This is a genomic window from Synechococcus sp. R6-10 (genome assembly GCF_047461815.1).
Taxonomy (GTDB): Bacteria; Cyanobacteriota; Cyanobacteriia; order Thermostichales; family Thermostichaceae; genus Thermostichus.
Genome location: NZ_JANSHW010000535.1, coordinates 1 through 1377, shown reverse-complemented (window position 1 = coordinate 1377; position 1377 = coordinate 1). Strand labels below are relative to the sequence as shown.

General features: G+C 51.0%; 1 protein-coding gene. It reads left to right on the top strand.

What is annotated here, in order from left to right:
• The first annotated feature begins 371 nt into the window (after positions 1-371).
• Positions 372-1241, top strand: coding sequence for a hypothetical protein (locus tag NW837_RS13390; protein WP_414332119.1), 870 nt, complete (start codon positions 372-374; stop codon positions 1239-1241).
• The last annotated feature ends 136 nt before the right edge of the window (positions 1242-1377 follow it).

Genomic DNA, 1377 nt, shown 5'->3' with positions numbered 1-1377 from the left:
GGGGTGGTTTACAGCACCCCCAATCGACCGTTACCAGTGCCTTAAACAACCGTTTCTGGTGTCCGCAGTATTGTTATAGCATTCCTCCCGACACCGACCCTACGGGTACAGTGCGGGGCTCCTGCAATTTCTAGCTGAAGTGGCTCTTGCAGGTTTAGAGTGGCGATTGACTTGTAGTTGTGGCCATACTGGAGGGATGGCGTAAAGAACTGTAACCTCAGCAGTACACCAGAGTCATCTTGAAGTGCAGTGAAATAGTGCAGTAAAATTGTCTCTAAGGCGTTCTTTGTTCTTTGTGTTGGTTCTAGCTCCCCTTTCTCCTTAAAAAAAGAGGAGTTGTGAGTGAGAGAAAACCTACCCAAACATTACCTATGGTCAAAACAATCTTCAAGACAATCTCCTCTTCCACCCTGGGGTCGATGATGTTGCCTTTCTCCTGCCGCCAGCTTTGGATAACTGCCTTTCCCGCGTTGGCTGGAGTTACGGTGGCTATTGGCGGCCTTGGGGCGGGAGGATCCCTGTGGCAGGCGGGAGCAGCAGGTTTGGCTACGGGGATGACGGGCTATGTGGCTTCTGCTCTATCTGGGAGCGAGGCCAAAGCCAAAATCCAGCTTCTAGAGCACCTCAAAAATCAGCAGAAGCAAAACGAAATCACTCCTTCAGACCTACAGCAATTGCAAAACGAGTTGGCCAGTCTGCGTGCTGCCCTTGAAGATTGGGCAAAAGTCCAGCAGAATGGAAAAGCTGCTGCCAAAACTCATGAGAATGCTCATTCGCAAGCTCAAACTGCTCAGCTCCATTTTGAGGAGATGGAGACCCAGATCCAATCTCAAAAAGAACGGCTTTCTCAGTTACGCGCAGAAGAGCAAAGTCTGAAAGCCTCGATTGGAGATTTACAAGCCAAGAAACAGAAACTCATTCAGTCCCTTGAGGAGGGCATAGCCAAGGTGGAACAACTCCAATCAAAACAGAATCTCCTCAAGCAAGATATTGCCCGCCTAACCCAGGCTTGTCGGTCAACAGGCTCTAGTAACTCCATTAAACGGTCACCTATGCCCGCGAAAGGATCTTCAGACGTATCTCTTGGCTCGGCCCGCACGACCAAAGCTGCTGCCGACATTGCATGGGCCGACAAATATAACGAAGTCTTTGCAACTCTCGAGGAGAAAATTAGCAACCTGGAAGATGGCGCCAAAGCAATGGCAGAGCTGGCATCGATGAAGGGCAACAGCAGCTGGTAGGAGTGAACATCTCAATCCCAATAGCAGCGAAATGGCTCACGGCTCCGGCTCGCCAAAGCCCCGCAGAGGATGAGCATATTCTGAGGGGGTCAGGCCCTTAGCCTGCACCAATACTCCAAAGCCCCCCAACCCCATG